This window comes from Pantoea sp. 18069, assembly GCF_902706035.1.
Taxonomy (GTDB): Bacteria; Pseudomonadota; Gammaproteobacteria; order Burkholderiales; family Burkholderiaceae_C; genus Comamonas.
Map to the genome: position 1 here is coordinate 171,800 of NZ_CACSJA010000003.1, position 25,965 is coordinate 197,764.

Annotated in this window: 24 protein-coding genes and 2 pseudogenes; 18 read left to right on the top strand and 8 right to left on the bottom strand. The window is 66.7% G+C overall.

Annotated elements, in window-relative coordinates:
- Positions 1–21: 21 nt before the first annotated feature.
- Positions 22–1,833: pseudogene (mrdA, locus tag GVL12_RS26470) on the top strand (penicillin-binding protein 2); the annotation flags it as partial.
- A 195-nt stretch (positions 1,834–2,028) separates the two neighbouring features.
- Here mrdA and GVL12_RS26230 read toward each other — a convergent pair.
- The 4 genes and pseudogenes from GVL12_RS26230 to GVL12_RS04695 all read right to left on the bottom strand — a co-directional run.
- A pseudogene (locus tag GVL12_RS26230) lies at positions 2,029–2,760 on the bottom strand (amino acid ABC transporter ATP-binding protein); the annotation flags it as partial.
- Positions 2,757–3,539, bottom strand: a complete 783-nt coding sequence (locus GVL12_RS04685; protein WP_159911493.1) for an amino acid ABC transporter permease — start codon at positions 3,537–3,539, stop codon at positions 2,757–2,759. The gene GVL12_RS04685 and the pseudogene GVL12_RS26230, both read right to left, overlap by 4 nt.
- A gap of 25 nt (positions 3,540–3,564) precedes the next feature.
- Positions 3,565–4,338 (bottom strand): ABC transporter substrate-binding protein, encoded by a 774-nt coding sequence (locus GVL12_RS04690; RefSeq protein WP_159911494.1) that lies wholly within the window; start codon positions 4,336–4,338, stop codon positions 3,565–3,567.
- A 155-nt stretch (positions 4,339–4,493) separates the two neighbouring features.
- The gene (locus tag GVL12_RS04695; protein WP_159911495.1) at positions 4,494–5,252 is read right to left on the bottom strand and encodes a TSUP family transporter; all 759 of its coding nucleotides are present in this window, start codon (positions 5,250–5,252) and stop codon (positions 4,494–4,496) included.
- A 461-nt stretch (positions 5,253–5,713) separates the two neighbouring features.
- Between GVL12_RS04695 and GVL12_RS04700 the strand changes: the two genes are divergently transcribed.
- Positions 5,714–6,997 (top strand): ammonium transporter, encoded by a 1,284-nt coding sequence (locus tag GVL12_RS04700; protein WP_235033803.1) that lies wholly within the window; start codon positions 5,714–5,716, stop codon positions 6,995–6,997.
- Positions 6,998–7,021: 24 nt separating this feature from the next.
- Positions 7,022–7,333, top strand: a complete 312-nt coding sequence (locus tag GVL12_RS04705; RefSeq protein WP_159911496.1) for a hypothetical protein — start codon at positions 7,022–7,024, stop codon at positions 7,331–7,333.
- A gap of 10 nt (positions 7,334–7,343) precedes the next feature.
- Here the strand turns inward: GVL12_RS04705 and GVL12_RS04710 are convergent, their stop codons facing one another.
- A complete protein-coding gene (locus GVL12_RS04710; protein WP_159911497.1) occupies positions 7,344–9,098 on the bottom strand; it encodes a GMC family oxidoreductase in 1,755 nt (584 codons plus the stop codon).
- A 255-nt stretch (positions 9,099–9,353) separates the two neighbouring features.
- Between GVL12_RS04710 and GVL12_RS04715 the strand changes: the two genes are divergently transcribed.
- The 5 genes from GVL12_RS04715 to GVL12_RS04735 all read left to right on the top strand — a co-directional run bounded on the left by GVL12_RS04715 (position 9,354) and on the right by GVL12_RS04735 (position 13,606).
- Positions 9,354–10,505 carry an ABC transporter permease gene (locus GVL12_RS04715; RefSeq protein ID WP_159911498.1) on the top strand — a complete coding sequence of 384 codons (1,152 nt, stop codon included), beginning with the start codon at positions 9,354–9,356 and terminating at the stop codon, positions 10,503–10,505.
- Between the two features lies 1 nt (position 10,506).
- Positions 10,507–11,349, top strand: coding sequence for an ABC transporter ATP-binding protein (locus GVL12_RS04720; RefSeq protein WP_159911499.1), 843 nt, complete (start codon positions 10,507–10,509; stop codon positions 11,347–11,349).
- The gene (locus GVL12_RS04725) at positions 11,349–12,326 is read left to right on the top strand and encodes an MlaD family protein (protein ID WP_159911500.1); all 978 of its coding nucleotides are present in this window, start codon (positions 11,349–11,351) and stop codon (positions 12,324–12,326) included. Before GVL12_RS04720 ends, GVL12_RS04725 begins: the two co-directional genes overlap by 1 nt.
- Positions 12,327–12,335: 9 nt before the next feature.
- Positions 12,336–13,004 (top strand): ABC-type transport auxiliary lipoprotein family protein, encoded by a 669-nt coding sequence (locus tag GVL12_RS04730; RefSeq protein ID WP_159911501.1) that lies wholly within the window; start codon positions 12,336–12,338, stop codon positions 13,002–13,004.
- Between the two features lie 218 nt (positions 13,005–13,222).
- The gene (locus tag GVL12_RS04735; RefSeq protein ID WP_159911502.1) at positions 13,223–13,606 is read left to right on the top strand and encodes a hypothetical protein; all 384 of its coding nucleotides are present in this window, start codon (positions 13,223–13,225) and stop codon (positions 13,604–13,606) included.
- Here GVL12_RS04735 and GVL12_RS04740 read toward each other — a convergent pair.
- Positions 13,603–14,238, bottom strand: coding sequence for a MarC family protein (locus GVL12_RS04740; RefSeq protein WP_159911503.1), 636 nt, complete (start codon positions 14,236–14,238; stop codon positions 13,603–13,605). The two genes, GVL12_RS04735 and GVL12_RS04740, sit on opposite strands and share 4 nt — an antisense overlap.
- Before the next feature lie 168 nt (positions 14,239–14,406).
- On the opposite strand from GVL12_RS04740, the gene GVL12_RS04745 reads away from it, so the two are divergent.
- Positions 14,407–15,096, top strand: a complete 690-nt coding sequence (locus GVL12_RS04745; RefSeq protein ID WP_159911504.1) for a dienelactone hydrolase family protein — start codon at positions 14,407–14,409, stop codon at positions 15,094–15,096.
- A gap of 145 nt (positions 15,097–15,241) precedes the next feature.
- On the opposite strand, the gene GVL12_RS04750 is transcribed toward GVL12_RS04745, so the two are convergent.
- Both GVL12_RS04750 and hemB read right to left on the bottom strand, forming a co-directional pair.
- The gene (locus tag GVL12_RS04750; protein WP_159911505.1) at positions 15,242–16,354 is read right to left on the bottom strand and encodes a magnesium transporter CorA family protein; all 1,113 of its coding nucleotides are present in this window, start codon (positions 16,352–16,354) and stop codon (positions 15,242–15,244) included.
- Positions 16,355–16,368: 14 nt separating this feature from the next.
- Entirely contained in the window at positions 16,369–17,379 is a 1,011-nt protein-coding gene (hemB, locus tag GVL12_RS04755; RefSeq protein WP_159911506.1) for a porphobilinogen synthase, read from the bottom strand.
- A gap of 236 nt (positions 17,380–17,615) precedes the next feature.
- Here hemB and GVL12_RS04760 point away from each other — a divergent pair, with 236 nt between their 5' ends.
- The 9 genes from GVL12_RS04760 to GVL12_RS04800 form a co-directional block, all read left to right on the top strand.
- Positions 17,616–18,044, top strand: a complete 429-nt coding sequence (locus GVL12_RS04760) for a CopD family protein (RefSeq protein ID WP_159911507.1) — start codon at positions 17,616–17,618, stop codon at positions 18,042–18,044.
- A gap of 23 nt (positions 18,045–18,067) precedes the next feature.
- On the top strand, positions 18,068–19,192 hold the full coding sequence (locus tag GVL12_RS04765; protein ID WP_159911508.1) for a VanZ family protein: 1,125 nt from the start codon (positions 18,068–18,070) through the stop codon (positions 19,190–19,192).
- Positions 19,193–19,261: 69 nt separating this feature from the next.
- Positions 19,262–19,618 carry a ferredoxin gene (locus tag GVL12_RS04770; RefSeq protein WP_159911509.1) on the top strand — a complete coding sequence of 119 codons (357 nt, stop codon included), beginning with the start codon at positions 19,262–19,264 and terminating at the stop codon, positions 19,616–19,618.
- Between the two features lie 79 nt (positions 19,619–19,697).
- On the top strand, positions 19,698–20,339 hold the full coding sequence (locus tag GVL12_RS04775) for an alpha/beta hydrolase (protein WP_159911510.1): 642 nt from the start codon (positions 19,698–19,700) through the stop codon (positions 20,337–20,339).
- 88 nt (positions 20,340–20,427) lie between these two features.
- Entirely contained in the window at positions 20,428–21,609 is a 1,182-nt protein-coding gene (locus tag GVL12_RS04780) for a D-alanyl-D-alanine carboxypeptidase family protein (RefSeq protein WP_159911511.1), read from the top strand.
- Positions 21,610–22,030: 421 nt separating this feature from the next.
- Positions 22,031–22,408 (top strand): 30S ribosomal protein S12, encoded by a 378-nt coding sequence (gene rpsL / locus GVL12_RS04785; RefSeq protein ID WP_159911512.1) that lies wholly within the window; start codon positions 22,031–22,033, stop codon positions 22,406–22,408.
- 162 nt (positions 22,409–22,570) lie between these two features.
- Positions 22,571–23,044, top strand: a complete 474-nt coding sequence (rpsG, locus tag GVL12_RS04790) for a 30S ribosomal protein S7 (RefSeq protein WP_159911513.1) — start codon at positions 22,571–22,573, stop codon at positions 23,042–23,044.
- Positions 23,045–23,190: 146 nt separating this feature from the next.
- Positions 23,191–25,299, top strand: a complete 2,109-nt coding sequence (fusA, locus tag GVL12_RS04795) for an elongation factor G (protein ID WP_159911514.1) — start codon at positions 23,191–23,193, stop codon at positions 25,297–25,299.
- Between the two features lie 152 nt (positions 25,300–25,451).
- A partial coding sequence (locus GVL12_RS04800) for a GTP-binding protein (protein ID WP_159911515.1) occupies positions 25,452–25,965 on the top strand: 514 nt, incomplete at its 3' end.

Consider the following 25,965-nt stretch of genomic DNA (forward strand, 5'->3'; position numbering starts at 1 on the left):
CCGCGGGAGGGCCGCCGCATGATGGAAGTGCTCGACTCCGAAGCCGAACAGTCGCGCTTTCGCCTGCGCATCTGGGTGGTCGCGGTCGTGGTGCTGCTCGCGTTCTGCCTGCTGGTCTGGCGGCTGCTGGTGCTGCAGGTGGTGCGCCACGAAGACCTGGCCGAACGCGCCGAAAGCAACCGCACGGCGGTCGTGCCCATCGTGCCCAACCGCGGCCAGATCCTCGACCGCAACGGGGTGGTGCTCGCGACCAATTACGCCGCCTATACGCTGGAGATCACGCGCGCCAAGGTCAAGGACCTCGAAGCCACGATAGACGAGCTCGCGACGCTGGTCGAGATCACGCCGCGCGACCGGCGCAAGTTCAAGCGCCTGGTCGAGGACTCGAAGAACTTCGAGTCGCTGCCCATACGCACCCGGCTGAGCGACGAGGAAGTCGCGCACTTCGCGGCCCAGCGCTACCGCTTCCCCGGCGTGGACATCAAGGCCCGGCTGTTTCGCTCCTACCCGCTCGAAGAGACCGCCAGCCATGTGATCGGCTACATCGGCCGCATCAACCCGCGCGAGAAGGAAGCGCTCGAGGACTCCGAGCATGCGGCCAACTACCGCGGCACCGAAGTCATAGGCAAGCTGGGCATAGAGCAAAGCTACGAGCAGGACCTGCACGGCCTGACCGGCTGGGAGCAGCTCGAGACCTCGGCCGGCGGCTACGCGGTGCGCAAGCTCGGCAGCCGCGCCGCGACGCCGGGCGACAGCCTGGTGCTGTCGCTCGATATCCGCCTGCAGCGCATGGTCGAGCAGCTCTACGGCAATCGCCGCGGCGCGCTGGTCGCCATCGACCCGCGCAATGGCGAAGTGCTGGCCATGGTCAGCCGCCCGGCGTTCGACCTGAACCTGTTCGTCGACGGCATCGACCAGGAAAGCTGGGCGCAGCTCAACGAGTCCATAGACCGGCCCATGCTCAACCGCGCGCTGCGCGGTACCTACCCGCCGGGCTCGACCTACAAGCCTTTCATGGCGCTGGGCGCGCTCGAACGGGGCGCGCGCCGTCCCGACAGCATCACGCAGGACAATGGCAGCTGGACCTTCGGCGGCCATACGTTCCGCAGCGGCCACCCCAACGGCCCGGTGGACCTGCACCGCGCCATCGTCAAGTCGAGCAACGTGTATTTCTACCAGCTGGCCAACGACATGGGCGTCGATGCGATGCACGACTTCATGAAGCCGCTGGGCTTTGGCCAGATCACGGGCCTGGACGTGCGCGGCGAAGTGCGCGGCGTGCTGCCCAGCCAGGAGTGGAAGCGCAACACCTACAAGCGCCCCGAGCAGAAGAAATGGTATGCGGGTGAAACCATTTCACTGGGCATTGGCCAGGGCTACAACAACTTCACGCTGCTGCAGCTCGCGCATGCAACCGCGACGCTGGCCAACAGCGGCGTCAAGCACCAGCCCCACCTGGGCCTGGGCAAGATCGATGCGCTGAGCCGGCGCTACCAGCAGCTGCCGCAGCCCGCGGGCATAGACCTGGGCTATAAACCGCAGAACGTCGAGGCCGTGCGCCGCGCGGTCGCGGCCGTCACGGTCGACGGCACGGCGCGCGGCATCTTCATGGGCGCGCCCTATGCCTCGGCCGGCAAGACCGGCACGGCCCAGGCCGTGGGCGTAGGCCAGAAGGAAAAATACAATGCGGCCAAGCTCACCGAGTACCAGCGCGACCATTCGCTCTACATGGCCTACGCCCCGGCCGACAAGCCGACGATAGCGCTCGCGCTGATCGTCGAGAACGCGGGCTTTGGCGGCGTGGCCGCGGCGCCTATCGCGCGCCGGGTGTTCGACTACTGGCTGCTGGGCCAGTACCCGAGCGAGGAAGACATGGCCGCGGTGCGCGCCGGCCAGGCGCGCGTGCCCATAGGCCAGCCGCGCCGCGCGAACGACATCGCCGTGCCCGCCGACAGCATCGTGCTCGAAGGCCTGCCGCGCAGGACACTGCCCGACCCCTTTCCACCCGCACCTGCGGCCGCCCCCGCCCATGCGCCCGATGAACGCGCGGATGCGCTCGCTGGCCGGCTGACCGAAGAATTCGGCCGGCGGCGCTTCATGCGCAATGCGGCCCTGGTCGAAGAACAGCACGCGGTCGGCGACTTCGCGCGCGAAGCCCATCTCATGGGTCACGACGATCATCGTCATGCCCGCGCGCGCGAGCTCGCGCATCACGTCCAGTACCTCCTGCACCATTTCGGGGTCCAGCGCCGATGTCGGCTCGTCGAACAGCATCACCTTGGGGTTCATCGCCAGCGCGCGCGCAATGGCCACGCGCTGCTGCTGTCCGCCCGACAGCTGCCACGGGTATTTGGCGCCATGCTCCTGCAGGCCCACGCGGCGCAGCAAGGCCATGGCCTGCGCATTGGCCTGGGCGCGCGGCGTCCTGTGGATGCGCCGCGGCGCCAGCGTCAGGTTGTCGAGCACCGTCAGGTGGCCGAACAGGTTGAACTGCTGGAACACCATGCCCACGTCGGTGCGCTGCTGCTGCAGCGTGGCTTCATGCGGCCCCACGGGCACGCCGGCGATGGTGATCGTGCCGCTGTCGTGCGGCTCGAGCCGGTTGATGGCGCGCAGCAGCGTCGATTTGCCCGAGCCCGAAGCGCCGATGATCACGCTGACTTCGCCGCTGCGAAACTGCGTCGAGACCTCGCACAGCACGGGCTGCGGGCCAAACGATTTGCAGACCCGGTCGATGACGATGTAGGGCGCGGCGCTCATTGCGACCGGCCTTCGATGTCGAAGCGGTACTCGATGGCCTGGGTCGCCTGGGTCACGAGCGTGGTCAGCACCAGGTAGGTCAGCGCCACCGTGGTCAGCGTCGCGATCGGCTGGAACGTCACCGACTGGATGCGGTGGCCGACGTTGGTCAGCTCGACCACGCCGATCGCATAGGCCAGCGACGAGTCCTTGAGCAGCGCGACGAAGTTGCTGACCAGCGGCGGCAGCGCCATCTTGAACGCCTGGGGCATGACCACGTCGAGGAACACATGGCGCCGGCCCAGGCCCAGCGCGCGCGCGGCCTCGGTCTGGCCCAGGGGCACGGCGAGCAGGCCCGCGCGTATCGCTTCGCTGTTGTAGGCGCCCGCGTTGAGGCCCAGCGCGAGCACGGCGGCCGCGAACTCCGGCAGACGCAGGCCGGGCACGAGCAGCGGCAGGGCGAAATAGACGAACAGGATCTGCACCAGCAGCGGCGTGCCGCGTATCACCCAGAGGTAAAAGCGCGCGACCCAGCGCAGCAGCGCCCAGCGCGAAGTGCGCGCCAGCGCCGTGGCCGTGCCCAGCACCAGCCCCACGGCGCCGCTGACCAGCGTCAGCCACAGCGTGGTGCGCGCGCCTTCGGCAAAGGTCTGCGCGTTCGAGCCTATGGGTTCGGGCAGCCAGGAAAACAATCTGCCCAGCGTGGCAACGACCAGCACCAGCAACAGCAGCGCCGTGACCAGCGTCGCATTGCTGCGCTGCAGACGCGTCCAGTGCGCGGGCCAGAAAGCGATGGGCATGGGGGGCCTCGGGCGTGCGGCCGGGTCAGCGGCCGGCCGGGCAGCGTATGTCTTCCTGGAAGTACTTCTGCGATACCTTCGCATAGCTGCCGTCGGCCATCACCGCCTGCAGCGCCTGCGACCAGGCATCGGCCAGGCCGGTATTGCCCAGTGCCATGGCCGCGGCAATGCGCTCGACGGTCACCATCTCGCCCAGGTGAAAGCCGGCCTTGGGCGATTTGCGCAGCAACTCCTTGGCGACGAAGCGGTCGGTGACCATGGCATCGACGCGTTTGGAGACCAGCGCGTTGCGTGCATCGGTATCGGCGGGGAAGTTCTTCACCGACTGGATGCCCGGCAGGCGCTGGACTTCGGCCGCATAGGTGGTGCCGGTCTGCACCGAGACGGTCTTGCCCGCGAGGTCCCCGGCGCTGCGCAGCGTCGGCGTCATCGAGACGATGGTGCCGCCCGAGCAGTAGTGCGGGGCGGCGAAGGTCACGGCCCTGGCGCGCTCTTCGGTGATCGCGTGCGAGGCGATCACCACGTCCCAGCGGTCCTGCTGCAGGCCGGTGAGCAGGGCGTCGAAGCTCAGCGTCTTCCACTGGGGCGTCAGGCCCATCTTGCGCGCCACGAGTTCGGCGACTTCGACTTCGAAGCCCGTGAGCTGCTTGCCCTGGAAGAAATTGAACGGCGCGTAGTGGCCCTCGGTCGCGATCAGCAGCGTGCCGTCCTTGCGCACCGCCTCCAGCGGCCGCGCCTGCACGGCGGTGGCGGCCACGCACAGCGCGACCGCGAGGGTGAAGGTAGGCAGAATCTTCATGCGCATCTCCTGGAAGGCCGGGCCTGGGCCCTGCTGCCATCATTGCGCGCGCAGCGGGCGCCGCGCAACACGGCTAAACCCGCATAGGCTTGCTGTGCAAGGCCTGAAGAAAGTGCAAGCGCTTGCTGACTTTATGGGTATTGCCGGCCGGAAACTCAGCGCAGGAAAGCGTCGTAGCCGGTCTTGAGGATCAGCACGCTGACCACGAGGATGAAGATGCTGCGCACGAAGCCCGTGCCGTGGCGCAAGGCCATGTGGGTGCCGAGCACGCTGCCCGCCACATTCGCCAGCGCCAGCGGAAGCGCGAAATGCCACCAGACATGGCCTTTGAGGCTGAACAGCACGATCGCCGCGATGTTGGTCGCGATATTGAGCAGCTTGGCCGAGACCGACGCGTTGAGAAAGTCATAGCCCAGCAGGCGCACGAACAGGAAGACGAAGAAGCTGCCCGTGCCCGGGCCGAAGAAGCCGTCGTAGAAGCCTATGACCAGGCCTATGGTGCAGGCGACCAGGGTTTCGGCGCGGCCCGCGAAGCGCGGTGCGTGGTTGCGGCCCATGTCCTTTTTGAGCAACGTATAGACAAGCACCAGGACCAGCACCAGCGGCAGCAGCTTGCGCAGGAAGTTCGATGAGATGACTGTGACCGCCCAGGCGCCCGCGAACGAGCCCGCGAAGCTGACCGCGATGGCCGGCGTCAGCGCGGCCCAGGGAATCCGCACCCGGCGGCCGTACTGCCAGGCCGACATGGTCGTGCCCCAGACCGATGCGCTCTTGCCCGTGCCCAGCAGCGTGGCCGGGGACGCATGGGGAAACGCCGCGAAAATCGCCGGCACGAGGATCAGCCCACCCCCGCCGACGATGGCATCCACGAACCCGGCCAGCATCGAGGCCAGCGAAACAAAGAGCCATTCCATAGGGCCGAGATTGTCGCACCGCCGGCGTGCACGCCAGACGGTGCAGGGACCAATAAAAAAGCGCCGGACTCGCCGGCGCTTTGGAAAGGCATCTCGTTGTATGCTTTTTGAATATTGGTCTATTTCTATGTCGAGTAGTCTCCTCGGCCCCTCTTCGTCGCACCGAGGTGCACTTGAGTGCCTGGACTTTAATGCCTGCACCCGCTTGGTGCATTGGGACTTTCCCGAGGTGCATACCCATCCAGGGGAGCGCCAATGTGTATTAGGTGTGACAGTTTGAAACGCAGTGCCGGCGTCTGTGCTTGTTTTGGCACGCCCTGTGCTTGCGTTCCTGCCAGCAACCACTCTTTCCCGGAAGGCATGGCATGGACATGGCAGACAGGCAAGGCACACGCAGGTGTCCAGACCCGGGCGCGCAGCCCTCGCGTACGGGACGCAGCGCAGCCTTCGGTGCAGGGGGCGTGTGGTGCGCCGCCTGGGCGCTGCCCGCGAGCGCCGCGGGCGATGCGGCTGCAGCCATGGTCGACATGGCCACGCTGAATGCGGCCGACACAGGCTGGCTGATGGTCTGCACGGCCTTGGTGCTGTTGATGACGCTGCCGGGCGTGGCGCTGTTCTATGCGGGCATGGTGCGGCGCAAGAACGTGCTCAACACGCTGGCCAGCGTGCTGCTCGTCGCCTGCGTGGTCAGCGTGCTGTGGTTCGCGGCCGGCTATTCGCTGGCGTTCACGCCCGGCAATGGCCTGCTGGGCGGCGTCACGCGCCTGGGCTTCGCGGGCTTCGATCCCGACTGGGCCGGCCAGCGCGTGAGCGTGAGCCACATGGCGCCCCATGTGCCCGAAGTGGCGTTCGCGATGTTCCAGCTGTCTTTCGCGGTGATCACCGCGGCGCTGCTGGTGGGCGCTCTGGTCGAGCGCATGCGCTTCACGGCGCTGCTGGTGTTCATTGCGCTGTGGACGCTGGCGGTCTACGTGCCGGTCGCGCATTGGGTCTGGGAGCCCGGCGGCTGGCTCGCGCGCCTCGGGGCGCTGGATTTCGCAGGCGGCGCCGTGGTGCATGTCAACGCGGGCGCGGCGGGCCTGGCCTGCGCCTGGTATCTGGGCCCGCGCCAGGGCTATGGCCGCGAAGCGTTCGAGCCCTACAACCTGGGCTGGACCATGCTCGGCGCAAGCTTGCTGCTGATCGGCTGGTTCGGCTTCAACGCGGGCTCGGCGCTCGCGGCCGACAGCCGCGCGGCGCTGGCGCTGGCCGTGACCCATCTCGCGGCCGTGGGCGGCGCGCTTGGCTGGCTTGCGGCCGAATGGCTTTTGCGCCGGCGCGCGTCGCTGCTGGGCCTGTGCTCGGGACTGGTCGCGGGGCTGGTGGCGATCACGCCCGCGGCCGGCTATGTGGGCCTGGGCGCGGCGCTGGTGATCGGCCTGATCGCGGGCGCGGTCTGCTACTGGGGCGCGACCGGGCTCAAGCGCGCGCTTGGCGCCGACGATGCGCTTGACGTATTCGGCGTGCATGGCGTGGGCGGCATCGTCGGCTCGCTGCTCACGGGCGTGTTTGCCAGTCGCAGCATCGCCGGTGTGCAGGCGCAGATCGGCACGCAGCTGCTGACGGTGCTGGTGGTCGCGGTGTTCAGCTTTGTCGCCACCGGCGTGCTGCTGTGGCTCACCGACCGGCTGGTGGGACTGCGCGTGTCCGGTGCCAGCGAGCAGACCGGGCTGGATCTGGCGCTGCACCGCGAGCGCCTGGGTTGATGGCTACCGGAACAGGAGTTTGCGATGCTTGAAAGTGAAAGACTGGCCGTGGCCGCCCATGTGCATGTGCTGCTGCGGCGCAGGACCGGGCGCGTGACCGACACCGAATGGATGGCCTGCAATGCCGACTACGCGCGCGAAGTCGTGCGCTTTTGCCGTTTGCGCGCCCAGCAGGACGCATTGCCCGAACTCGGCGAATGGGCCGACAAGCTCGAGCGGGCGATGCAGCTCGCGCCCGCAGCGCCTGCCGCGCCAACGGGTTTCGTGGCAGCTCCCGCGGCTAACCGAGCGCAGCCGCCTGGCGGCACCGAGCGCTATGTGGGCGGTATCCGCTAGGTTGCCCGGCTCAGGCCACCACGGGCACGCGCTCGGGTGGGGCGGGCGCGTGCACTGCGCCGCCGGCCGGTCTGGCCTGGCTTTTGCGAATCCATTCGGCGACCTTCTCGGCCATCATCAGCGTGGGCGAGTTGGTGTTGCCGCTGGTGATGGTCGGCATCGCGCCCGCGTCGACCACGCGCAGCGCGGCGATGCCGCGCACGCGCAGCTGGCTGTCGAGCACGGCCATGGGGTCGGCATTCGGTCCATCCACGCGGCCCATCTTGGTCGTGCCCACTGGGTGGAAGATGGTGGTGGCGATGTCGCCCGCCAGGCGCGCGAGTTCCTCGTCGGTCTGGAACTGCACGCCGGGCTTGTACTCCTCGGGCGCGAAGCGCGCCAGCGCCGGCTGGGCGACGATGCGCCGCGTCAGGCGCAGGCTGTCGGCCGCGACCTGGCGGTCTTCCTCGGTGCTGAGGTAATTCGGAGCGATCGCCGGCGCCTGGCGGTAATCCGCGCTGCGGATCTGCACCGTGCCGCGGCTCGTCGGGTTGAGGTTGCAGACGCTGGCGGTGAACGCCGGGAACGCGTGCAGGGGCTCGCCGAACGCGTCCAGCGACAGCGGCTGCACGTGGTACTGGAGGTTGGGATGGGGCAGGTCGGCGCGGCTGCGCGTGAATGCGCCCAGCTGCGATGGCGCCATGCTCATCGGCCCGCTGCGTTTGAACGCGTACTCCATGCCTATCCTTGCCTTGCCCAGCAGGCTCGATGCCAGCACGTTGAGCGTGGGCGCGCCCTGCACCTTGAACACCGTGCGGATCTGCAGATGGTCCTGCAGATTGGCGCCCACGCCGGGCAGGTCCTTGACCACGGGAATGCCATGCTTTTGCAGCAGCGCCGCCGGGCCTATGCCCGACAGCTGCAGCAGCTGCGGCGAGTTGATCGCGCCCGCGCAGACCAGCACTTCGCTGGTCGCATGCACGGTCTCCAGGCCGTCGCCGGTCGCGACTTCGACGCCCGTGCAGCGCTGGCTGCCGTCGGGCTGGGTTTCGATGAGCAGCCGCGTGGCCTGGGCCATGGTCCACATCTCGAAATTGGCGCGGCCGTAGCAGGCGGGGCGCAAGAAGGCCTTGGCGGTGTTCCAGCGCCAGCCGGCCTTCTGGTTGACTTCGAAATAGCCCACGCCTTCGTTGTCGCCGCCGTTGAAGTCGTCGCTGGCCGGAATGCCGCTTTGCTGCGCGGCCTGGGAGAACGCGTCGAGGATGTCCCAGCGCAGGCGCTGCTTTTCCACGCGCCACTCGCCGGTGCTGCCCGTGGTCTTGTTGCCGTGCAGGCTCTTGAAGCGCGCGTCGGCAGGCGCATCGGCTTTTGCGCCCGCGTCCAGCCGCCAATGGTCTTCGTGGCGCATGAAATGTGGCAGGCTGTTTTCCCAGCGCCAGGCGTCGTCGCCCGTGAGCTGCGCCCACTGGTCGTAGTCGCGCGCCTGGCCGCGCATGTAGATCATGCCGTTGATGCTGCTGCAGCCGCCCAGCGTCTTGCCGCGCGGGTAGCGCAGGCTGCGGCCGTTGAGCCCGGGCTCGGGCTCGGTCTGGTAGAGCCAGTCGGTGCGCGGGTTGCCTATGCAGTAGAGATAGCCCACGGGAATGTGGATCCAGTGGTAGTCGTCCTTGCGCCCGGCCTCGATCAGCAGCACGCGCTTGCTGCGGTCGGCGCTCAGGCGGTTGCACAGCAGGGCGCCGGCCGTGCCGCCCCCGATGATGATGTAGTCGAAAGTGGTGTCGCTCATGGGTGCGGATCGCGGCGCGGCGGCGCGTGGGTTGGATAGGCTGTGGCCCATTGTCCGGATCGGCCGCCCCCTGTCGATAGGGAAAGCGCGTGGGGCCAGAGCGTCGCAGGCGTTTTTTATTCCCTTGCGGCAGCCGCTTGCGCTAGAGTGCACAACGAGGTCGCGTCCTGCGCGCCGGGGCCTGCGCAATATGCAAAACTGGATGCCGCCGGGCGCAACCCGGCCCGGTTCCTTCCTCGCCGCCACTGACTTTTGATGCCGCCTTCGCTTGCCCCTTCCGTTGTGCTCGACGCCACTGCAGCCGACCGCGCCTCAGCCGGCCGCGCCTTGGCCGGCCGCGCCTTGCCCCAGGGCGACTGGACGGCCGCGGGCTTTGCCGACCGGGCCGCCTGGCGCCGTCTGCAGCGCGAACTGCAGGCCGTGGGCGACGCTTCGACCTGGGACCTCGCGGGCATGGGCCGCCTCGACTACGTGGGCGCGCAGATCCTCTGGCGCCACTGGGGCGGAAAGTGGCCGGCACATTACGAGATCAGCGACGCACAGCGCGAAATCCTTGCGCGTGTCGCGCAGTACAGCCAGTGCGAAAAGCCGGCCGCCACCGGCTGGCGCCCCCTGCAGCAGATCGACCGGCTCGGCGTGCTGGTGCTCTCGGGCTGCAGCCATCTCAAGGAACTGGTGGAGCTGATTGGCCAGCTGCTGCTCGATTTCGCACGCATGCTGCGCCGCCCGCAGCGTGCGCCATGGCGCGATATCTCGGGCCATCTCTACAGCATGGGCGCGACCGCGCTGCCGATCACGGCACTCGTCGGGTTCCTGATCGGCGTGGTGCTGGCCTATCTGATGGCCCTGCAACTGCGCCAGTTCGGCGCCGAATCCTTCATCGTCAACATTCTGGGCATTTCGCTGATCCGCGAACTCGGCCCCATGCTGGCCGCGATCCTGGTCGCGGGCCGTTCGGGCTCGGCGATCACGGCGCAGATCGGCGTGATGCGCGTCAACGAGGAGCTCGATGCGATGCAGGTCATGGGCATTTCGCATGGTTTCCGGCTGGTGCTGCCGCGCGCGCTGGCGCTGGCGCTGGCCATGCCGCTGATAGCGGTCTGGACCACGCTGGCGGCGCTCGCCGGCGGCATGCTGGCCGCCGACCTCACCATGGGCATCACGCCCGCCTATTTCGCCCAGGCCCTGCCCGCGGCGGTGAATGCGGCCAATCTCTGGCTGGCGATGGGCAAGTCCATGGTGTTCGGCGTGCTGATCGCGCTCATAGGCTGCCACTGGGGGCTGCGCGTGGAGCCCAACACCCAGAGCCTGGGCCAGGGCACGACGGCCTCGGTGGTGTCGGCGATCACCATGGTGATCATTGTCGACGCGCTGTTCGCGATTTTGTTCAAGGACGTAGGAATTTGACATGGTGAGCGCCGCCGGAACTCCCCCTTCCCCGAGCCTGCAAGCCGCACCGATACCCGTGGTGCGCATTGCCGGGCTGTGGAGCGTGTTCGGCCAGGGCGACAAGGCGTTTGCCGTGCACCAGGACCTGGACCTGGTGGTCGAGCAAGGCGAGATGCTGTCCATCGTCGGCGGCTCGGGCACGGGCAAGACCGTGCTGCTGCGCCAGATGCTGGGGCTGCTCAAGCCGACCAGGGGCACGGTCGAAGTGCTGGGCCGGCCGGCGTCCGAAATGGGGCGCGAAGGCGCGGCCAGCCGCGTGGGCATGCTGTTCCAGCACGGCGCGCTGTTTTCGGCCTTCAACGTGCTCGACAACGTCGCGTTCGCGCTGCGCGAGCAGGGCAGCCTGCCCGACGACCTGATACGTGACGCGGCCATGGTCAAGCTGCAGATGGTCGGGCTCAAGCCCGAGCATGCCGCGCGCATGCCCTCCGACCTCTCGGGCGGCATGATCAAGCGCGTGGCGCTGGCGCGCGCGCTGATCATGGATCCGCCGCTGCTGCTGCTCGACGAACCCACGGCCGGGCTCGATCCCACCAGCGCCGACGAATTCTGCGCGCTGCTGCGCGAACTGCATGCGGCGCTGGGGCTGACGCTGGTCATGGTGACCCATGACCTCGACACGCTGTTTGCACTGTCCTCGCGCGTGGCCGTACTGGCCGAGAAGAAGGTGCTGGTCACGGGGCCGCCGCGCGAAGTCGCGGACTATGACCATCCCTTTGTCGAAACCTTTTTCCGGGGAGAGCGCGGCCGGCGTGCCATGGCGCCCCTGAGCAGCGGCCAGGCGGCCGCAGGAGAAACCTGATGGAAAACAAGTCGCATGCGATGGCGGCGGGGCTGTTCGTGGTGCTGGTGGCGGCGCTGCTTGCCGGCCTCGCGATGTGGCTCACCCGCGACCACAGCCAGTACAACCAGTACGAGCTGACCACCAAGGACGGCATAGGCGGCCTGCAGCCGCAGGCGGCCGTGCGCTACAAGGGCGTGCCCGTGGGCAAGGTCGTGCACATAGGCTTCGATCCCCAGACCAGCGGCAATGTGCTGATACGCATTGCCGTGGGCACGGAAACGCCGATTTCGCCCACCACCTTCGCGGTGCTCGGCTACCAGGGTGTCACGGGCCTGGCCCATGTGCAGCTCGACGACGCGGCCGAACCCCAGCCGCAGCTGCCCCCGGGCGCGAGCGGCTTGCCGCGCCTGTGGCTCAAGTCCTCGCCGCTGAGCATGCTCGCCGACCAGGGGCCGGCGCTGCTGGGCCGCGTCGATGAAGTCACGCGCCGGCTCAACGACATGCTGGGCGACGAAAACCAGCAGCGCTTCAGCAGCGCGCTGGAGAATATCGCCGGCGCCGCAGCGAGCGTGCGCGAGCTCTCGGCAGGCGTGCAGCAGACGCTGAGCCAGCAGCTCGATCCGGCGCTGGCCGACATTCCGGCGCTCACCGCCGATGCGCGCAAGGCCTTGCAGTCGCTGGACCAGGCCGGCAGGAGCACGGCCGCCGTCGCGGACGATCTGGGCCAGACCGTGCAGCGCATCAATGCGCCCGATGGGCCGCTCGAGCAGATCGCTTCGGGCACCCAGGCGCTGGTGCGCGCCGCCGATGGCCTGGGCCGCACCACCTTGCCCCATGTGAGCCGCGCGGCCGACGACGTGTCGCGCGCCGCGCGCCAGCTCGGCGCCGCCGCCGGAGGCTTCAGCGACAACCCGCAATCGGTGATCTACGGCAGCGGCCGCGCCGTCCCCGGCCCGGGCGAACCCGGTTTTGCGGCCCCCACCCCCCAGCCATAGGAATCCGCCATGTCCGCTGCTTTTTTCGAGATCGCGCGCACCCGTGCGCTGTGGGTTGCCGGGCCGCTGGCCTGCCTGTGGCTCGCGGGCTGCTCGGTGCTGCCCCAGCCGCCCGCCCAGCCCGTGCGCTATGACTTCGGCCCGGTGCCTGGCGCCGCTGCCACTCCCACACCGCAGGTCCAGCGGCCCGCGATCGCGCTGGCCGAAGTCGAGGCCCCGGGCCTGCGCGACTCCGAGACGGCTGTGCTCTACCGCCTGGCCTATGCCGAAGCCCAGGTGGTGCGGCCCTACCAGCTCGCGCGCTGGACGCGGCCGCCCGCGCAGCTGGTGCAGCAGCGCCTGAGCAGCGGTCTGGGCCGCGACCGCGCCGTGCTGCTCGGCGGCGACGGCAGCGCGCAGCCCAAGGTACAGGGCCAGTCGCCCGCGGTGCTCAAGATCGAGCTCGAGGAGTTCAGCCATGTGTTCCTGTCGGCGCAGGACAGCGTCGGCTGGGTGCGCCTGCGCGCGACGCTCGTCGATCGCCAGGCCCAGGGCGATGTGCTGCTGGGCCAGACGACGTTCATCGCGCAGCAGCCCGCGGCCGGCGCCGATGCGGCCAGCGGCGTGCGCGCGCTGACCCAGGCCACGGACAAGGTCATTGTCGACATGCAGGCCTGGCTGCAGCAGCTCGGGCGTTGAGACCCGGGGCCTGGCCCCGGGCCGGCGTAGGCGATTGCTGACGGCGCTTGCCTGTTGTCTCCCTACGCGGGTTGCGCCAAGCTTCTTCTAAAGTCCACTCCAGCCTTTTTGTGCCTATCGACTAATCCTGATCGATTGCTAAAAGGTATCGATTTCGCCGGCCCGAGGCAGCGCATGTCCGCGCGGTCCCAGGGTGAGGCGAACAAGGAGTGACCCCTATGCAATCCCTGCGCACCCTATATGCGCTATTGAGTGTCTGCGTTCTCACGTCCGCGGCAGCCCTGGGCGCCGTGTCCCAGGGCACGGCGGCTTCAGAACAGATGGCTGCGAAACGCCGGATTTCCATGCAGTTCCGGCAAGACATGCAGCAGTGCGAGAACCTGGACGGCGATGCCGCCGAGCTGTGCGAACGCCAGGCCCATGGCTGGGCCGAGGCCGCCAAGGCCGAGCTCGAGGCGCGGCGCCAACACCTCGCGCAGGGGCGGCAAACCCGCGAAGTCCGCACCGGATCGCACCACAAGATTGCCCAGGCGCGCTGCAATGCGCTGTCGGGCAGGGTCAAGGAGCGCTGCAGCGGCGGCGCGGCGCGCACCGCCAGCTAGCGCATTGCCAGTACCGGAAACATCTTGCTCAGTCCGCCGGCCATGACTTCGACCGCCAGCGCCGCCAGAATCAATCCCATCAGCCGGGTCATGACGTTGATGCCGGTCTTGCCCAGTACACGCGCAATCGGCTGCGCCAGCGAAAAGCAGATCGCCGTCGTGAGCGCCACGACCACGCCATAGCCGATCAGCGCGAGATGCTGCCAGATGTCCTTCGCCTGGTCGGCGTAGATCACGACGGTGGACATCGCGGCCGGCCCGGTCAGCAGCGGAATCGTCAGCGGCACGACCGCGATGCTGTGGCCCATCGCCGCCTTTTCCGCGCCGGCTTCGAGCGCCGACTCGCTGGGCCGGTCCTCGGCGGGCCGGGCGTTGAGCATGTTCATCGCGCTGATCAGCAGCAGCAGGCCGCCGCCGACCTGAAAGCTCTGCAGCGAGATGTTGAAGAAATCGAGCACCTGCAGGCCGATCAGCGCGCAGGCCGAAATCACGCAGAACGCGCTGAAGGCGGCGGTGCGTATGGTGGCGCGGCGCTGCGCGTCGCTGAAGCCCTGGGTGTAGTGGATGAAGAACGGAATGATGGCCAGCGGATTGACAATGGCCACCAGCGTGATCAGCGGTTTGAGGTCCATCAGCGTGTGCCTGCGCAAAGGTTGAATCGGTCGATCGGAAGTAGCGCCTGGTGCGTCATGCGGTCTCCTGTAAGAATGCACGCTGATCGCGCATTTGCGCCATTACAACACCTGTCGCAGATTGGCGTTGCGCAGGTGGACGTCAACCAACAGCGAACGGAGCACAGCATGGGAAATTTCGTGAATTTGACCTCGGCCGACGGTTTCAGCGCCCCGGCATGGGTTGCGGTGCCGGACGGCCCGGTGCGCGGCGCCATCGTCGTGCTGCAGGAGATCTTCGGCGTCAACGCCCACATCCAGGCCGTGACCGACCGCTTTGCGGCGCGCGGCTACGTGGCCGTGGCACCGTCCCTGTTCGCGCGCGTGCAGCCCGATGTGGACCTGGGCTATGCGCCGGCCGACATGGAGCGCGGCATCGCCCTCAAGTCCGCGACAGAAGCCCTGCCCGCGCCGGGCGCGATGGCCGAAGTGCAGGCGGCGATCGCCCATGCCGCGGCGATCAGCGGCGGCAAGGTAGGCATCGTCGGCTTTTGCTGGGGCGGCCTGATGACCTGGCGCGCGGCCTGCACGCTGCCCGGCCTGGCCGCGGCCGTGAGCTATTACGGCGGCGGCATGACCACGCCGGCCGAAGTGGCGCGTGCGCCGCAATGCCCGTTGCTCGCGCATTTCGCACGCCAGGACCACTGGATTTCGGTCGACTCGGTCCAGGCCTTCGGCCGCGCCCATCCCGAAGTCGAAGTGCATCTGTACGACGCCGACCACGGCTTCAACTGCGACCACCGCGGCGCCTACGACGAAAGCAGCGCGCTGCTGGCGCGCGACCGCACGCTGGCCTTCTTCGACAAGCACCTGGCCTGAGGCTTAGCGCCGCTAACACAACCCTTGCTGCGTCGTTGCGTCGCCTTGTCGTGCTACTTGCACTGCCTGCGGCACCGCGCCTAGCCGGCCGCGCCTAGCAGCAACCGCAAATCTTCGATTTGCTGGGTCGCGTTAGCGGCGCTTCCTACGGCGCGCGTTCCAGCCGGTCCAGATAGCGCTTGCGCCAGAAGAAGGAAATCAGCACCAGCGACACCACGCCCATGCCGGCCATGGCCCACCAGAAGCCGTCCTGCTTGTGGACCAGCGGAATGAATTCGAAGTTCATGCCGAACACCGCCGCAATCAGGTTCAGCGGCAGGAACACGGCGGTGATCGTGGTCAGCGTGCGCATGATGTCGTTGGCGCGGTTGCTCTGCAGCGAGAAATGCATCTGCACCGCGGTCTCGGCGCTTTGCTCGAGGCGGCGCACATGGTGGACCACGCGCTCGATGTGCTCGAGCACATCGCGCGAGCGCACCTTGAGCAATTCGCGCTCGCGTTGCGAGACCGGTTCGGCCGGCGCGGGCCAGGCGTCCAGCGCCTCTATCCATTCCTGGATCGCGGCGCGCTGGTCCTCGCAGATCTCGTCGAGCTGGTGCAGCGCCAGGCGCGCGTCGAGGATGGCGCTCCAGTTCGAAATACGCGCCTTGGGCTCTAGCAGCGCCGACTGCCAGTGGTCGAGCTGGCGCGTGAGATCGCGGCGCAGCTCGAGATAGCCATCGACCATGTGATTGACCAGGCGCAGCATCAGGTCGGCCGGGCTGTTGGTGCGCCTGGCCGGGCCGCCGCGCGCGTCGGTGGGCTGCTCCGAGAGCAGTCGCGCCAGGAAATGGGCCTGCACCGGGCAGGCATCGGGGTGCACGGTCAGCAGCAACTGATCGAACACCACCATGCCCACGGGCCGCGTGACGATGCGCGTGAGCACCGGCGGACCATGCCGCGGTGCGGCTGGCGTGGCATCGGCCAGGGCATCGCCGCTTTCCGCCGACGCCAGGCGCTGGAACACCAGCAGGTCGTACTGCGAGGTCGCGTCGTAATTCGAAGGCAACTGGGCGTTGAGCAGGTCGGAGACATGCAGGTCGACCAGCGGCACGCCGCACAGCCGCAGCAGCATCGCCTGCAGCGCCGGCAACTGGGCCGCGAATTCGGCCCGGGTGCACGAGACCCAGTAAAAGCCCGTCGCCGAAGGCGGGGCCAGCGGCAATTCCTCGCCCACGTCCTGGGCCGGGCCGGTGGCGGCGATGTGGAGGGTGCGCATGGCCCGGACTTCGCTCAGCGTTGCTGCAGCTTTTTCGCGGCGTCAATCGCGAAATAGGTCAGCACGCCATCGGCGCCGGCGCGCTTGAAGGCCAGCAGGCTTTCGAGCATCACCGCGTCGTGGTCCAGCCAGCCATTGGCCGCGGCCGCCTTGATCATCGCGTACTCGCCCGAGACCTGGTAGGCGAAGGTCGGCACCTTGAACTCGTCCTTGACGCGGCGCACGATGTCCAGATAAGGCATGCCGGGCTTGACCATCACCATGTCGGCGCCTTCGGCCAGGTCGAGCGCGACTTCGCGCAGCGCCTCGTCGCTGTTGCCCGGGTCCATCTGGTAGACGTTCTTGTCGGCCTTGCCCAAGGCGCCGCGCGTGCCCACCGCGTCGCGAAACGGCCCGTAGAACGCGCTCGCATACTTGGCGCTGTAGGCCATGATGCGGGTGTGGATGTGGCCCTGGGCTTCGAGCGCTTCGCGGATCGCGCCTATGCGCCCGTCCATCATGTCGCTGGGCGCGACGATGTCCACGCCGGCCTCGGCATGGGTCAGCGCCTGGCCGACGAGGATTTCGACGGTGTCATCGTTGAGGATGTAGCCCGTGGGGTCGAGCAGCCCGTCCTGGCCGTGGCTGGTGTAGGGGTCCAGCGCCACGTCGGTCATCACGCCCAGGTCGGGGAATTCCTTCTTGAGCGCGCGCACCACGCGCGGAATCAGGCCGTCGGGGTTCAGCGCTTCCTTGCCGTCGGGCGTCTTGAGCGCGGCATCGATCGCCGGAAACAGCGCCAGCACCGGGATGCCCAGTTGCACGCATTCCTCGGCCACGGGCAGCAGCAGGTCCAGGCTCAGGCGGTCCACGCTGGGCATCGAGACCACGGCCTCGCGCCGCTGCGTTCCCTCGTGCACAAACACCGGATAGATCAGGTCGTGGGCCGTCACCAGGCTCTCGCGCACCAGATTGCGGGTGAACGGGTCGCGGCGCAGGCGACGCGGGCGATTGTGGGGGAAGGGGGTGGGGCTGGAAAGATGCATAGCGAAAATTGTGCATCATAAGAAGCACCCCCTGTGCGGCTTACGCCGCTTCCCCCTGAGGGGGACGGCACCATCGCTGCGGGGCGGCCCTTGCTCGGTGCCTCGCACCTGCGCCGCGCCAGTGGCATGGGCTACGGGTGGTGCGAGCAGCATGGATAGCTGTTTCGCGCGACCGGAGGTTGGCTGCTATGGGCGTTTTGTGGCGCAGGTCGGCTTGCGACCCGTACACTGGCAGCATGTTATGGGTCAAAGCTTTTCATATCGTGTTCGTTGCGAGCTGGTTCGCGGGACTGTTCTATCTGCCGCGCATCTTCGTGAATCTGGCCATGGTCACTCCGGGCTCGGTCGCCGAGCGTGAGCGGCTGATCCTGATGGCGCGCAAGCTGATGCGCTTCACCACGCTGCTCGCCGTGCCGGCGCTGCTGCTGGGCGTGTGGCTGTGGCAGGGCTATGGCATAGGCCGTGGCCCGGGCAACGGCTGGATGCACGCCAAGCTGTTCGTCGTGCTGCTGGCGCTGGGCTACCACCATGCGTGTGGCCGCCTGCTGCGCAAGTTCATCGATGACGTGAACCAGCGCAGCCACCGCTGGTACCGCTGGTTCAATGAAGTGCCGGTGCTGTTGCTGGTCGCCGCCGTGGTGCTGGTGGTCGTCAAGCCCTTTTGAGGCAGGCAGGGAGCCGCGGCGCAGTGCACAAGACTTCCGCCTGGCCGCTGGCGCTGGTCTATTCGGCGCTGATTGTCTTTGCGAGCCTGTTTCCCTTCACGGGCTGGCGTGCCCAGGGCATCAACCCCTGGGTGTTTCTCACGGCCACCATTCCTCCGCCTTACTGGACCTGGTTCGACGTCAACATCAATGTCGTCGGCTACGGGCCGCTGGGCTTTTTGCTGGCGCTGGCCCTGCAGCGTTCGGGCGCGCCGCGTGCGGCCGTGCCCGTGGCGGCGCTGGCCGGCACGCTGCTGTCTGCGGCCATGGAGTTCCTGCAGATCTACCTGCCGCGGCGCGTGCCGTCGAACATGGACCTGGTGCTCAATGCCGGGGGAGCGCTGATCGGCGCGCTGCTGGCGCTGCTGCTCGAGCGCCTGGGCGCGCTCGACCGCTGGAGCGTGTTTCGCGCGCGCTGGTTCAGCGCGCAGGCGCGCGGCGCCATCGTGCTGCTGGTGCTCTGGCCCATGGCGCTGCTGGTGCCCGCGGCCGTGCCGTTCAGTCTGGGCCAGGTGTTCGAACGCCTCGAGTCGGCATTGACCGAGCTGCTCGACGGCACGCCATTTCTCGCCTGGCTGCCGCTGCGCGACACGCAGCTGGTGCCGCTGTCGCCGGGCGGCGAGCTGCTGTGCGAAGTGCTGGGTCTGCTCGCGCCCTGCCTGCTGGCCTATTGCGTGGTGCCGCATATCGGGCGGCGCGCGGTGCTGGCCGTGCTTGGCGTGGGGCTGGGCATTGCCGCCACGGCGCTGTCGTCGGCGCTGAGCTATGGTCCGGTGCATGCCTGGCAATGGCTGGGCATGCCGGCCCAGCTCGCGATCTGGTTCGCGCTGGCCCTGGCCGCGGCGCTGATCGCGCTGCCCGGCCGGGCCTGCGCGGCCGTGCTGATGCTGGTGCTGATGTGGCAGTTGAGCCTGCTCAACCAGGCGCCGACCAGCGCCTATTTCGCGCAGACGCTGCAGACCTGGGAGCAGGGGCGCTTCATCCGTTTCTATGGGCTGGGCCAATGGCTGGCCTGGCTCTGGCCCTATGCCACGCTGGGCTATGTGCTGCTCAAGGTCGCGCGCCCCGACCGGCCGCTTCCGGCCCCGGCCCGGCCACTGCCCACCTGATTCAACCCGCGCGCCCCGGCCCGGCCTGCGTGCGCAGGGGGCAGGATGGCACGCCTAAAATGGACTCCTATGAGTGACAGCACCTCCGACCAGAGCACAGGCGGCTATTACGAGCGCCATATTTTCTTTTGTTTGAATGAGCGCCCCGAGGGGGAAGACTGCTGCGCGCTGCATGGCGCCAAGGCCGGATTCGACCGCTGCAAGTCCCAGGTCAAGGCCGCGGGCCTGTCCGGGCCGGGCAAGGTGCGCGTGAACAAGGCCGGCTGTCTGGACCGCTGCGCGGCCGGCCCGGTGGCCGTGGTCTACCCCGAAGGCACCTGGTACACCTTCATCGATGACGGCGATATCGACGAAATCGTCGAGTCGCACCTGAAGAACGGGAAAATTGTCGAGCGTCTGCTCACGCCGCCGGAACTTGGCCGCTGAAACCCACTCCATCCGACCAGCCCCTGTCTTTCAGGCGGCGCGCCGGCATCGGCGCCCGCCGCTTCCATGGAATTGCAACGTGAATGCCCAGACTGAACGCTTGACCCTGACGGGCGCCGCCGGCGCGATCGAGGCGCTGCGCGACGCCGCTGTACTGAATGCGGGCCAGCCCCTGCGCGGCGTGGCGGTGATTGCGCACCCCCATCCGCTGTTCGGCGGCAGCATGGACAACAAGGTGGTGCAGACCCTGGCGCGCGCCTTCGTGCACAGCGGCTTCACTGCCGTGCGCTTCAATTTCCGCGGCGTGGGCGCCAGCGCCGGCGCGCACGACGCGGGCCAGGGAGAGCTGCAGGACCTGCTAGAAGTCGTGCGCCAGGTCGCGCCCGCCGGCCCGATCGCGCTGGCCGGTTTTTCGTTCGGCGCCTTCGTGACCAGCCATGCGCTGGCCCAGCTCTGGCCCGAAGGCCGCATCGAGCGTGCGGTGCTGGTCGGCACGGCCACCAGTCGCTTCAGCGTCGCGCCCGTGCCGGCCGACGCGCAGCAGCGCACGCTGGTGGTGCATGGCGAAGCCGACGACACCGTGGCCCTGGCCTCGGTCATGGACTGGGCGCGCCCGCAGATACTCCCTGTCACAGTTGTGCCCGGAGGCGGTCATTTCTTTCACGGACAATTGCCGCTGCTCAAGAGCCTCGTGGTCCGCCACCTGCTGCCGGGCCTGTGACGTCCATGGCGGACGGCCGCAGCCGCCAGCCACGCTTCGCCGCCCGCTGCACTGGCGGGCGTTTTTTCCGCTTTTCTCCGAGCCTTACATGACCCCGATATTCAACACCTTGCGTGTTCTTGCCGTCACCGTGGCAATGGCGCCCGCGTTTGCGCCCACGTTCGCGCTGGCCCAGATCAGCCAGCCCCAGCCGCCCGAAATCGCCGCCCGCAACTACCTGCTGGTCGACGTCACCGCCAACCAGGTGCTGGGCGCGAAGGACATCGACGCGCCCATCGAGCAGGCCTCGCTGACCAAGCTGATGACCGGCTATCTGGTGTTCGACGCGCTGCGCGCCAAGAAAATCTCGCTAGAGCAGCGTTTCCCGGTCAGCGAACGCGCCTGGAAGATGCCCGGCTCGCGGATGTTCATCGACCCCAAGATGCAGGTGCCCGTCGATGATCTGATCAAGGGCATGATCGTCCAGTCGGGCAATGACGCCACCGTGGCGCTGGCCGAAGGCGTGGGCGGTTCGCTCGAGAACTTCGTGCGCCTGATGAACGAGCAGGCCAAGGCCCTGGGCATGAAAGGCACGAGCTACAAGAACCCCGAAGGCCTGACCGAGCCCGGCCACCTGACCACGGCGCGCGACCTGTCCATCCTGGCCCAGCGCCTGATGCAGGAATTCCCCGAGTACATGCACTACTACGCGACCAAGCAGTACCACTACGCAGGCACGCCCGCCTCCAACGGCACCAACCGCAACACGCTGCTGTTTCGCGACCCCACGGTCGACGGCCTGAAGACCGGCCACACGGCCGCCGCGGGCTACTGCCTGGTGTCCACGTCCAAGCGCACCATGCCCCAGGTGGGCGAGCGCCGCCTGCTGTCCATCGTGCTCGGCGCTTCGAGTGCCAATGCGCGCGCCACCGAAAGCCAGAAGCTGCTGAACTGGGGCTACACGGCGTTTGACTCGGTCAAGCTGTTCGACGTCGGCCAGCCCGTGGCGACGCCCGAAGTCTGGAAGGGCCAGTCCAGCACCATCCAGATCGGCCAGCCCAAGTCCATCGTCGTGACCGTGCCCGCGGGCTCGGCCGGCAAACTCAAGACCGAAGTCGTGCGCCAAGATCCGCTGATCGCCCCGTTCACCAAGGGCCAGGCCATGGGCACGCTCAAGGTCACTCTGGACGGCCAGGTTGTTGCCGAAGTGCCGCTGGTGGCGCTCGAGGCAGTCGAGCAGGCCGGCTTCTTTGGCCGCCTCTGGGACTCCATCCGCCTTTGGATAAAGTAACTGGCTCCCCACGCTTGCTCGCTACGCGTAGCTGCGCTGCCCCTCCAAGAGGGGCCTTCGCAGCTTGGGGCGGCCCGGCGCTGCTCATGGCTCCCCACGCTTGCTCACTGCGTGTAGCTGCGCTGCCCCTCCGGGAGGGGCGCCGCAGCTTGGGGCGGCCCGGCGCTGCTCGTGGCTCCCCACGCTTGCTCACTGCGTGTAGCTGCGCTGCCCCTCCAGGAGGGGCCTTCGCGGCTTGGGGCGGCCCGGCGTGCTCGTTTCAACGTTCGCAGTCTTCGTCAGCACCCCAAGTACATGCAATGCATGCAGGGGTGCTTGGCGACGCGGCTTGCTTTGCTTGAGCCAAGCTGCTACAGTCGAATGCTTTTCGGAAATTCCGAAGGGATTCACGTTTTCGTTTTTTACGTTTAGGGACGTATACATGCCAACCATTAACCAGCTCGTTCGTCAGGGGCGCTCGGTCGAAACGATCAAGTCCAAGAGCCCTGCGATGGAAAACTCTCCACAGCGCCGCGGCGTGTGCACACGTGTGTACACCACGACGCCCAAGAAGCCTAACTCCGCTTTGCGTAAGGTCGCCAAGGTGCGCCTCACAAACGGTTTCGAGGTCATTTCGTACATCGGCGGTGAAGGCCACAACCTGCAGGAACACAGCGTCGTGCTGGTTCGCGGCGGTCGTGTCAAGGATTTGCCAGGTGTTCGCTACCACATCGTGCGTGGTTCGCTCGACTTGCAAGGCGTCAAGGATCGCAAGCAATCGCGCTCCAAGTACGGTGCCAAGCGTCCCAAGAAGGCCTAAGCCTTTTTGTAGACAGATTTTCGGTGTTTGTCCTGCCGGGCAGGTAGTTCAAACGTAGTGACCCCAAGCGCAAGTGTTTTGCGTGGGTCGAGTAAGTGGGAGTCCTGTTGACCCCCGCGGTGTCTGAAAAGATGCCAACTGAAGCAAAGATAGAGGTAAAAAATGCCACGTCGTCGCGAAGTCCCCAAACGTGAAATTCTGCCGGATCCCAAGTTCGGCAACGTAGAGCTGTCCAAATTCATGAACGTGATCATGGAAGGCGGCAAGAAGGCAGTTGCAGAGCGCATCATTTATGGCGCCCTGGAACTGATCCACAAGAAGCACCCCGATAAGGATCCTCTGGAAGCCTTCGTGGTGGCTATCAACAACGTGAAGCCCATGGTGGAAGTCAAGTCCCGCCGCGTGGGTGGTGCGAACTACCAGGTGCCTGTCGAAGTGCGCCCTGTCCGTCGTCTGGCGCTGTCCATGCGCTGGATCAAGGAAGCTGCTCGCAAGCGCGGTGAAAAGTCCATGGCCCAGCGCCTGGCCAACGAGCTGCTGGAAGCGACCGAAGGTCGTGGCGGCGCGATGAAGAAGCGTGACGAAGTGCACCGCATGGCCGAAGCCAACAAGGCCTTCAGCCACTTCCGCTTCTAATCGGCGTTAGCGCTTTCTGACACAAGGCCGCTCGCAATTCTTTGCCGGCGGCCTTGTCTCGATTCGGAGCGCCCCCAAATTAACTGCTGCCCACAGTGTTTCGGGTTGGCAGACCCCATCTCCATACGATCAATTAAGGATCAACCATGGCTCGCAAGACTCCCATTGAGCGCTACCGCAACATCGGTATTTCCGCTCACATCGACGCAGGTAAAACCACCACCACCGAGCGTATCCTGTTCTATACCGGCGTGAACCACAAGCTGGGCGAAGTGCACGATGGCGCTGCCACCATGGACTGGATGGAGCAAGAGCAAGAGCGTGGCATCACGATCACGTCCGCCGCCACGACCTGCTTCTGGTCGGGCATGGACCACTCGTTCCCCGAGCACCGCTTCAACATCATCGACACCCCCGGCCACGTCGACTTCACGATTGAAGTCGAGCGCTCGATGCGCGTGCTGGATGCTGCCTGCATGGTGTATTGCGCCGTGGGCGGCGTGCAGCCCCAGTCGGAAACCGTGTGGCGCCAGGCCAACAAGTACAAGGTCCCCCGTCTGGCCTTCGTGAACAAGATGGACCGTACCGGTGCCAACTTCTTCAAGGTCGTCGAGCAGATCAAGACCCGCCTGAAGGGCAACCCCGTGCCCGTCGTCGTGCCCATCGGCGCTGAAGACGGCTTCGAAGGCGTGGTGGATCTGGTCAAGATGAAGGCCATCTTCTGGGACGAAAAGTCGCAGGGCATGAAGTTCGAATACCGCGAAATCCCCGCCGACCTGGTCGACGTGGCGAACGAGTGGCGCGAAAAGATGGTGGAAGCCGCGGCTGAAGCCAGCGAAGAGCTGATGAACAAGTACCTGGAAGAGGGCTCGCTCTCCGAAGAGGAAATCATGAGCGGCCTGCGCACGCGTACCCTGGCTGTCGAAATCCAGCCCATGCTGTGCGGCTCGGCGTTCAAGAACAAGGGTGTTCAGCGCATGCTGGACGCCGTGATCCAGTACCTGCCCGCACCCGTGGAAGTGGCTGCGATCGAAGGCACCGACCCTGACGACGAAGAAAAGAAGCTGACGCGCAAGGCGGATGACAGCGAGAAGTTCGCTGCATTGGCTTTCAAGCTGATGACCGACCCCTTCGTGGGCCAGCTGACTTTCGTGCGCGTCTACTCGGGCGTGCTGACCAAGGGCGACACCGTCCTGAACGCGGTCAAGGGCAAGAAGGAACGTATCGGCCGTATCGTGCAGATGCATGCCAACGAACGCCTGGAAGTCGAAGAAATTCGCGCCGGTGACATCGCTGCCTGCGTGGGCCTGAAGGACGTGACGACCGGCGAAACCCTGTCCGACCTGAACCACCCCATCATCCTGGAGCGCATGGTCTTCCCCGAGCCCGTGATTGCCCAGGCCGTGGAACCCAAGACCAAGGCTGACCAGGAAAAGATGGGCATTGCCCTGTCGCGCCTGGCCGCTGAAGATCCGTCGTTCCGCGTGCGCTCCGATGAAGAATCGGGCCAGACCATCATCGCCGGTATGGGCGAGCTGCACCTGGAAATCATTGTCGACCGCATGAAGCGCGAATTCGGCGTCGAAGCCAACGTCGGCAAGCCCCAGGTGGCTTACCGCGAAACCATCCGCAAGACCGTCGAAGATGCCGAAGGCAAGTTCGTGCGTCAGTCGGGCGGCAAGGGCCAGTACGGTCACGTGGTGCTGAAGATCGAACCCAACGAAGCCGGCAAGGGCATCGAGTTCGTCGACGCGATCAAGGGCGGCGTGGTTCCTCGCGAATACATCCCTGCGGTCGAAAAGGGTATCAACGAAGCCGTCACGCAAGGCGTGCTGGCCGGCTACCCCGTGGTGGACGTCAAGGTCACGCTGCACTTCGGTTCGTACCACGATGTGGACTCGAACGAACTGGCGTTCAAGATGGCTGCCATCTTCGGTTTCAAGGAAGGCTGCCGCAAGGCCAGCCCCGTGATTCTGGAGCCCATGATGTCCGTGGAAGTGGAAACTCCCGAAGACTACGCCGGTACCGTGATGGGCGATCTGTCCTCGCGTCGCGGCATGGTCCAGGGCATGGACGACATGGTCGGTGGCGGCAAGGCCATCAAGGCCGAAGTCCCGCTGTCGGAAATGTTCGGTTACGCCACTTCGCTGCGCTCGGCAACGCAAGGTCGCGCCACCTACACGATGGAATTCAAGCACTACGCTGAAGCCCCTCGCAACGTGTCGGAAGCCATCATGGCTGCCCGCACGAAGTAAAATAGGTTTTTGCCCGTCGGCTGTCCGCAAGGATGGCCGCCGGGCTTGCCAGGTCTGCGATTGAGTGCCCCCCTGTTTCCTGTGCGGGGGGAATCAGCAATTCGGTGCAGACGTTAAACATCACACAGGTTTTGCTCTTTTGGAGAAATCTCATGGCAAAAGGTAAGTTCGAACGCACCAAGCCCCACGTCAACGTGGGCACCATCGGTCACGTTGACCATGGCAAGACGACCCTGACGGCTGCCATCGCAACCGTTCTGTCGGCCAAGTTTGGCGGCGAAGCCAAGAAGTACGACGAAATCGACAAGGCGCCTGAAGAAAAGGCCCGCGGTATTACCATCAATACCTCGCACGTCGAATACGAAACCGCCAACCGCCACTACGCGCACGTTGACTGCCCCGGCCACGCTGACTATGTGAAGAACATGATCACCGGCGCCGCTCAAATGGATGGCGCCATCCTGGTTTGCTCGGCCGCTGACGGCCCAATGCCCCAGACCCGCGAGCACATCCTGCTGGCCCGTCAGGTTGGCGTTCCTTACATCATCGTGTTCCTGAACAAGTGCGACATGGTGGATGACGAAGAGCTGCTGGAACTGGTCGAAATGGAAGTCCGCGAGCTGCTGGACAAGTACAACTTCCCCGGCGACGACACCCCGATCATTC